9 protein-coding genes and 1 pseudogene are annotated in these 6,785 nt (G+C 59.8%); all 10 read left to right on the forward strand.

The features are described 5' to 3' along the window. Positions 1-561, forward strand: a 561-nt coding sequence (locus DBR23_RS16825; protein ID WP_199227730.1) for a GspE/PulE family protein, incomplete at its 5' end; no start/stop codon positions are given. Next, the gene (locus DBR23_RS16830) at positions 554-1,810 is read left to right on the forward strand and encodes a type II secretion system F family protein (RefSeq protein ID WP_108499006.1); all 1,257 of its coding nucleotides are present in this window, start codon (positions 554-556) and stop codon (positions 1,808-1,810) included. The genes DBR23_RS16825 and DBR23_RS16830, both read left to right, overlap by 8 nt. 28 nt (positions 1,811-1,838) lie before the next feature. Then, a complete protein-coding gene (gspG, locus tag DBR23_RS16835) occupies positions 1,839-2,294 on the forward strand; it encodes a type II secretion system major pseudopilin GspG (protein ID WP_108499007.1) in 456 nt (151 codons plus the stop codon). A gap of 20 nt (positions 2,295-2,314) precedes the next feature. After that, positions 2,315-2,764, forward strand: a complete 450-nt coding sequence (locus DBR23_RS16840; RefSeq protein WP_108499008.1) for a GspH/FimT family pseudopilin — start codon at positions 2,315-2,317, stop codon at positions 2,762-2,764. Continuing rightward, entirely contained in the window at positions 2,761-3,162 is a 402-nt protein-coding gene (locus DBR23_RS16845; RefSeq protein ID WP_108499009.1) for a type II secretion system protein, read from the forward strand. Before DBR23_RS16840 ends, DBR23_RS16845 begins: the two co-directional genes overlap by 4 nt. Then, positions 3,159-3,818 carry a prepilin-type N-terminal cleavage/methylation domain-containing protein gene (locus DBR23_RS16850; RefSeq protein WP_108499010.1) on the forward strand — a complete coding sequence of 220 codons (660 nt, stop codon included), beginning with the start codon at positions 3,159-3,161 and terminating at the stop codon, positions 3,816-3,818. Before DBR23_RS16845 ends, DBR23_RS16850 begins: the two co-directional genes overlap by 4 nt. Positions 3,819-3,868: 50 nt before the next feature. Then, positions 3,869-4,678, forward strand: coding sequence for a general secretion pathway protein GspK (locus DBR23_RS16855; RefSeq protein ID WP_108499011.1), 810 nt, complete (start codon positions 3,869-3,871; stop codon positions 4,676-4,678). Between the two features lie 21 nt (positions 4,679-4,699). After that, positions 4,700-6,025 carry a PilN domain-containing protein gene (locus DBR23_RS16860; RefSeq protein ID WP_108499012.1) on the forward strand — a complete coding sequence of 442 codons (1,326 nt, stop codon included), beginning with the start codon at positions 4,700-4,702 and terminating at the stop codon, positions 6,023-6,025. Then, positions 6,022-6,582, forward strand: coding sequence for a type II secretion system protein GspM (gene gspM / locus DBR23_RS16865; protein WP_108499013.1), 561 nt, complete (start codon positions 6,022-6,024; stop codon positions 6,580-6,582). Before DBR23_RS16860 ends, gspM begins: the two co-directional genes overlap by 4 nt. Further along, positions 6,579-6,785: pseudogene (locus DBR23_RS16870) on the forward strand (hypothetical protein); the annotation flags it as partial. The gene gspM and the pseudogene DBR23_RS16870, both read left to right, overlap by 4 nt.

Below are 6,785 nucleotides of genomic sequence, written 5' to 3' on the forward strand. Positions count from 1 at the left end.
CGACAGGACCCTGACATCATCATGATTGGTGAAATGCGGGATGGGGAAACCGCCCAAATTGCGGTGCAGTCCGCATTGACGGGCCACTTGGTGTTGTCCACGCTGCATACCAACACCGCTGCGGGCGCGGTGATTCGCATGCAAGACATGGGTGTGGAGCCCTATCTGATCACCTCGGCGGTCAACGGCGTTCTCGCGCAGCGCTTGGTCCGGACGCTTTGCGAGCACTGCAAAGAAGCTTATGAGCCGGGCGCGGAGGTTCGCGAGAGTACTGGGCTTTCGCGTTTCTGTGTGCCAGGCAAGCTCGTGTATCGGGCGGTTGGCTGCGAGCAGTGCCGTCAATCCGGCTACCGGGGCCGCACGGGCATACATGAATTGCTATCGATCGATGAACCTATGCGCCGGGCCATCATCGAAGGCCGTGATGCCAATGTCCTCAACTCCATAGCCGCTCAGAGTGGCATGCTCAGTCTGTATGAAGATGGCCTGCGCAAGGTGGCTGCTGGCAGCACCACGTTGGATGAGTTGGCGCGAGTGACGCAGGATCAGTCCGATGTCTGAGTTCGCTTGGCGTGCCGCCAACAGCGCGGGAAAGGTGGAAGAAGGGCGGTTTACCGCCACCACTCCCGCTCAGGTGCTGAAACACTTGCGCGACCAGGGCATGACTCCGCTGCATATCGGCGATGCGGGCGCCGCGGGTCCTCTGCCGGGTACGTCCGGTCAGGCTGCTTCTCTTGGACGCTTCGCGCAGCCCAAAGGACGCCAGGCCCGGGGGCCGGTCACTGCGCCCGATGTGTTGGCTCTCACGTCTGAACTGGCGATCATGCTGCGTGCGGGATTGGCCCTGGACAACGCACTTCGCGTGCTCATTGACATGAGCCATAAGCCCAGCGTTGCGGCTTTGGTGCAGGGCATCCTCGATGCCGTCAAAGGCGGTACACCGCTCAGTCGCGCACTGGCCGCCCACAGAGACTTATTTGGCGACTTTTATATCAACATGATCCGGTCAGGGGAGGCCAGTGGGCAAATGTCTGCGGTACTGGATCGGTTGGTTGAACACATGGAGCGCCAGCGCGCGCTGCGTGACAGTGTCATTTCAGCCACCATCTACCCTGCCATTCTGCTGGGGGTGGCGGTGTTGTCGCTGATTGCCATGCTGGGTTTCGTGGTCCCGCAGTTTGAAAAGTTGTTCACTGACATGGGTGACGCATTGCCGTTGCCTACACGCCTTGTGATGGGGCTGGGGCAAGCGTTCACCCAATACGGTTTGATCGTGGCGGTGGTGCTGGCAGGTTTGGGGTGGGCCGCCCTGCGCTGGCTCAAGTCACCTTCGGGTCGCCGTTGGTGGCAAGCCCTTGTATTGCGTCTGCCGCTGATGGGGCCTTTGGCTCTCAAGTACCAGCTGACTCTGTTTTCCCGGTCTCTCGGGACGTTGCTGGGTAATGGCGTTCCTATGCTGACGGCGCTGCATATTGCGACCGAAACTGTGGGCAATACTGTGCTTCAGGAGGCCCTCGGTCGGGTGGCCCCGATCGTGAAAGAAGGTGGCAAAGTGGTGCAAGCTGTAACAGCGACTGGCATCTTTGCGCCTTTAGCCATCAACCTCATTCGGGTGGGCGAGGAGACCGGCCGTATCGGCCCCATGATGCTGGAGCTGTCGAATATATTGAACCGAGAAGTCGAAACTGGCATCAAACGCCTTTTGACGCTCGTCGAGCCAGTGCTCATTCTGGTGTTGGGCGTGCTGATCGCGGCGATCATCGTGTCCATCCTGCTCGGAATTCTGTCTATCAATGACCTCGCCATATAATTTTCGTTTGTCCAAGGATCCTTCACCCATGGTGAATACAAGTCTCGGCCGCGTTCGCGGCACAGTGTCTGCAGCGCGGCGTGCGCGAGGCTTCACGCTGATTGAGTTGCTGGTGGTGCTGGCAATCCTTACGCTGTTGGCCGGTTTGGTGGGGCCCCGTGTTCTGGGGCAGCTTGGTGGCGCCAAGTCCAAAACGGCAGGTGTCCAGATCGCCGATCTGGACAAGTCGCTTGAGCTTTTCAAACTCGACGTGGGGCGTTACCCCACGACAGAAGAGGGTCTCGACGCCTTGGTCAAACGCCCGGGTTCGGTCAACGGCTGGTCCGGTCCATATCTCAAAGGCGGAGTGCCTTCGGATCCTTGGGGTCGGCCATACAAATACACGAACGCTGGTCCGAACGGTGGTATCGAGATCCTTTCGTTGGGGGCGGATGGCGCCGCTGGCGGCGAAGGTGAGAACGCCGACATTCGCAACACGCCCTGAGCATTGCGTTTGGATGCACCGTGCGGCGTGAACGCGGCTTTACGCTGATTGAGTTGCTGGTTGTGTTTGGCATCATGGCACTGGTCATTGGCCTAGTGCCCGTTGCGTACGAGCGTATGAGAGAGTCGTCGCAGTATCGCGATGCGGTGCGCTCTATTTTCAACCAACTGCGTTCCGCACGGGCTACGGCTGTTAGCGAGGGGCGGGAAGTTCGCTTTACTGCGGACTTGGCCCGCCGCCGCTACGGCATTGAAGGCATGGAGGCCAAGGTGTTACCCGAGCCGCTGCAATTGCGCGCTGTCGTCGCAGATCGCGAAATCGCACCTCAAGGGCTTGTGTCTATCCGTTTTCTTCCGTCGGGTGGTGCAACGGGCGGCAGCATTGAAGTCCTGCGTACAGCCGGTGCAGGCACACGTTTGCGTGTGGACTGGTTGTCAGGAAGAGCGACGCAGGAAGCCCTCTTGCCATGAGCGCCTCCCGAAGGCAGCGAGGGCTGACGCTGCTTGAATTATTGGTTGCGTTTGCCATCATGGCGATGGCACTGGGGCTGCTTTATCGCGTCATGGGTGGCAGCGCCCGTAGCGCGGGAGACATCGAGCGGTATCAGCGCGCCATGGTTCTCGCGCAGTCATTGTTGTCGTTGCGTGACACTGTGCCTGAGGGGGGGTGGCAACAAGCCGGGGAATCATCCGGCTTTCGTTGGCAGATTCAATCTATACCTTACGCGACAGGCGTTTCGGGGCCCGCCATACCCGTGCTGCATGAAGTCAGCATTGCTATTGTCTGGTCGGAAGAAAGTCGCCAACGTACCCTGGAGTTGACAACCTTGCGACCGGAGCGCAAACCTCCTGACCAGGTGCGCCGGTGATCAGCAGGTCTTCCCGCATTTTTAAAGCACGAGGCTTCACGTTGGTGGAGCTACTGGTCGTGCTGACTTTGCTTTCGCTCGTGATGGTGGCAATGGCCTCTGCATTGCGTACAGCATCGCAAACGGAAGAGCGGGTAGACGTTCGTTTGCAACGTACGGATGACCTGCGCACGGTCAGTGGCTTCTTGCGGTCCATCTTGGGGCGGGTTTCTGCGCAGAAGATCAGCACCCCGGTGGCTGCCGGCACGAGTCCCTATTTCTTTCAAGGTGCAGTGTCATCGATGAACTGGGTCGGTGTCATGCCTGCTCGGTATGGAGCTGGAGGCCGATACCACTTTCGGCTGGAGTTGACGGATGCCGGGGTGCTTGTGTTGCATTTCACCCCGTGGGAAGGGGCTGCTGCGCTTCCCGATTGGGCTGCAGGGCAGAGCACGCCACTCCTTGCTGGCGTAACAGGGTTGACTTTCCAGTACGAGGATGCGGCAGTTGAGCCCCCCGAATGGTCTGCCAGTTGGGCGATCATCGACAGGTTGCCGGAGAAAGTGTCGATCACTGTGCAGACGAGCTCTGGCAATTGGCCCGAAATTGTGGTGCCGTTACGTGTTTTGCCTGGCAGCGACCCTCGCACGAGCGGTCCTGTCTTCGGGGGGACGTGAGCGTGAAGCGATACCGGCGATACCAGCAGCTTGGAAGGCGCCAGCACGGCATGGCGTTGTTGGCTGTGTTGTGGATCGTGGCTGCTTTGAGCATCATCGCGACAGGAACCCTTCGCACAGTACGCGCGGAAAGCCGGGCCATTCTGCAAGCCCGGCAGCAAGTAGAGGCGCAAGCGCTGGGGGATGGCGCAATTCAGATCGCCCTTCAGGGACTGGTTGCGCGTAACCAGCCCCTGGCCAGCACGACCACCGCGAACATTGCTTACCGAGGCGTGCCTATTGAGGTAGAGGCCATGCCTCTTAATGGGCTGATAGATATCAATATGGCGGGATTGCCGTTGCTGCAGCGCCTCCTGTCAGTGGCGGGGGGGCTGTCTGCCGAAGCGGCGCAGGCTACTGCGCAAGCCATAGTGCAGACGCGTGAACGCAGAGATGCGCGTGGCGGACCTCAGCGCTTTGAAGCGGAAGAAGACCTGCTGCGAGTGTCGGATGTGGACTACGACCTCTATGCTAGACTCGACGGCCTTTTGACTGCCGACCTGCAGGGTTCTGGGCGGGTAAACCCACTGGCAGCTCCTTTTGAAGTGCTCGCCGTTTTGGCGAACGGCGACACTTCGGTTGCCCAACGGATTGCCGCTGCCCGTGACGCGGGGCAGGTGGGGGTCGATACCTCGGCACTGGATGGTAGCCTTCTGGAGTCCTCGGCATCCAGGCGCATTCGCGTTCAGGCTCGCGTCCCTTTGGCTGACGGCGGCTATGTGCGTGTGTCGCGCAACGTGGACCTCAACGCCCGGACGCCCAATGGCGCACCGTGGCACACCTTCCGCATGACGGTTCGGCTTGAGCCCCGTAAATCGTAAGCACCCAGAATCACAAATCAAATGCCAACCATTCAAACCGATGCCCGTTTTCTGGGGCTCGACCTGAGCAACTTCGGGCGCAGTGTTCGGCAGGCTTGGTCTGACCTACAGGACGCACCGCCGTTTTCCTGGCTCACGCCTGAGGTCGCTGTTGTTTTGCTCCAGCAGGATGGCAAGGAGTCGCTGTGGTGGGGCGGCCTACGCCGCATGGCGGACGGCAAGAAGGCTGAGACGCCATTCATCGCAATTGAGTTACCTGACGATTTGCTGCTCCGACGCACGTTGGCCGTACCCGTCATGGCGGAGGCTGACATGGCCAGTGCCGCTGCACTGCAGGTGCGTACCATCAGCCCCTTTGCGGAGCAGGATCTCATATGGGGCTATCGGACGCGTCAGCGCGCTGCTGGCGGTGGCGCACATCTGGACATTGCACTGGCTTCCAGGAAGCAGATTGCGCACTACATTCAGTCGCATGCTGCCCGACTTAGGGGGCGAACGCCTGAAGTCTGGGGTGATCTTGCAGCAGGGGCGCCAATCGTTTTTCAGGGATTTGGCGAGGGTTTGCGGGGAGCACAGGGCGTACGCGGGCGGCGGGCTAGGTATGCATTGGTACTGTCAGCCCTGGTTTTGGTGGCAGGCATTTTTGTGACGCCTACCTTGCAATTGCGTGCGCGCGCAATCGAAGCGGTGCACGCCTACGACGATGTAGTGCACAGGACTCCCGCCTTGGTCAAAGAGCGGGAAATGCTTCTGCAGTCGGTGGAAAAGCTCAATGTTCTGTCCGAGTTGCTCGCGGGGCGTATCGAGCCGATGAAGGTGCTCGACAGGTTGACCAAGGTGCTGCCAGACGATACGGCACTCCAGGGGTTCACTCTCAAAGGCCAAAAAGTCACTATCACAGGGCTCACGGCCAACGCCTCAGCCCTCATGCAGATTCTGGGGGAACAGCCAGGGGTGCGCGATGTTCGCGCGCCCACGCCCACCACACGCGTTGCAGGTGCAAATTCCAAAGAGAATTTTGTCATCGAGTTTTCTTTGGATCCGCAAGAGTTTGGCGTGGCCGTCGCCCCAGCCCCCGTTGTAGCGGCTTCTGCAGCGCCGTTGCCTTCCACGCCAGCAGCCGGTGGTGCATCGGCCGCATCTGCTGCATCTGTTGTCGCGCCTAAAGCTGCCGCATCAATGCCTGCCCCCGTGCCAACCCAGTCTCCGGGGCCAAAGACATCCGCTAGCATGGCTACGCCACCACCGGCGCCATCTGGCGCGTTGGTGCCGGTGTTTGGAGGGAGTGCTCCTCAAGCGGCGGCGAAGCCTTCAACGGCAAAGCCCGAGCAAAAAGGAACGCCATGAATTCTCTCGCGTTACGCCGATCTGCCATTGCTGCCCTGGTAGTGGCAGTGGCACTGCTCCCTGTTGTTGGGGGAGCTTGGTATGTGCGGAACAAGCACACCTGGGGACAGGACCGCCTCGCGCAAATCGAGCCGCGGTACGCGCGTCTCTTAGGGCTGGAGTCACAACGTTCCGAACTGGAAGCCGCTCGCCTGCGAGCGACAGAATTGCGCACCCAATATGTGTATCCGGCCACTTCCGATGGAACGCAAACAGGCAATCAGGCGCAGCAGAAGGTGCGCGACCTGTTTTCGTCTGCCGGATTGCAAGTCATCACCAGCCAGGTTCTGCCGCCCAAGGAGGAAAAGGGATTCGACCGTATTCCTTTGGTACTCCGCGCTGAAGGAGAGATGTTGGGACTACAAAGTGCGCTCGCTGTACTCGGCGCGCAACAGCCCATCATCGTTATCAACGAGCTGGATGTGCAGGTGTTGGGAGGGCTGGCCAACATCAATCCCAAGATGCCTCCGCGTCTTTCTGCACAATTTACCCTGAGCGTGCTGAGAGAGCGACCATGAAGAAATACTCGCTGCACGTTCTTTTGCTTGTCAATGCACTGCTAGTGCTGGTTTTGGTGGGGCTGTGGGTTGATTCGTCGGGGCACCTGCGGAATATCCACTGGCAAGCTCCGTTGGCTCAGAAGGCTGACTATGCATCCATGGTGCCCGTACTGCCCAGTACGGAGCGTATGGATACTGCACAGTTCATTGCCATGCTGGAC

It is taken from the genome of Acidovorax sp. HMWF018 (assembly GCF_003061035.1).
Classification (GTDB): Bacteria; Pseudomonadota; Gammaproteobacteria; order Burkholderiales; family Burkholderiaceae_C; genus Acidovorax; species Acidovorax delafieldii.

Coding starts and splice junctions, on each gene's coding strand:
- DBR23_RS16830 (WP_108499006.1), top strand. CDS start 554: ATGTCTGAGTTCGCTTGGCGTGCCGCCAACAGCGCGGGAAAGGTGGAA.
- gspG (WP_108499007.1), top strand. CDS start 1,839: ATGGTGAATACAAGTCTCGGCCGCGTTCGCGGCACAGTGTCTGCAGCG.
- DBR23_RS16845 (WP_108499009.1), top strand. CDS start 2,761: ATGAGCGCCTCCCGAAGGCAGCGAGGGCTGACGCTGCTTGAATTATTG.
- DBR23_RS16855 (WP_108499011.1), top strand. CDS start 3,869: ATGGCGTTGTTGGCTGTGTTGTGGATCGTGGCTGCTTTGAGCATCATC.
- DBR23_RS16860 (WP_108499012.1), top strand. CDS start 4,700: ATGCCAACCATTCAAACCGATGCCCGTTTTCTGGGGCTCGACCTGAGC.
- gspM (WP_108499013.1), top strand. CDS start 6,022: ATGAATTCTCTCGCGTTACGCCGATCTGCCATTGCTGCCCTGGTAGTG.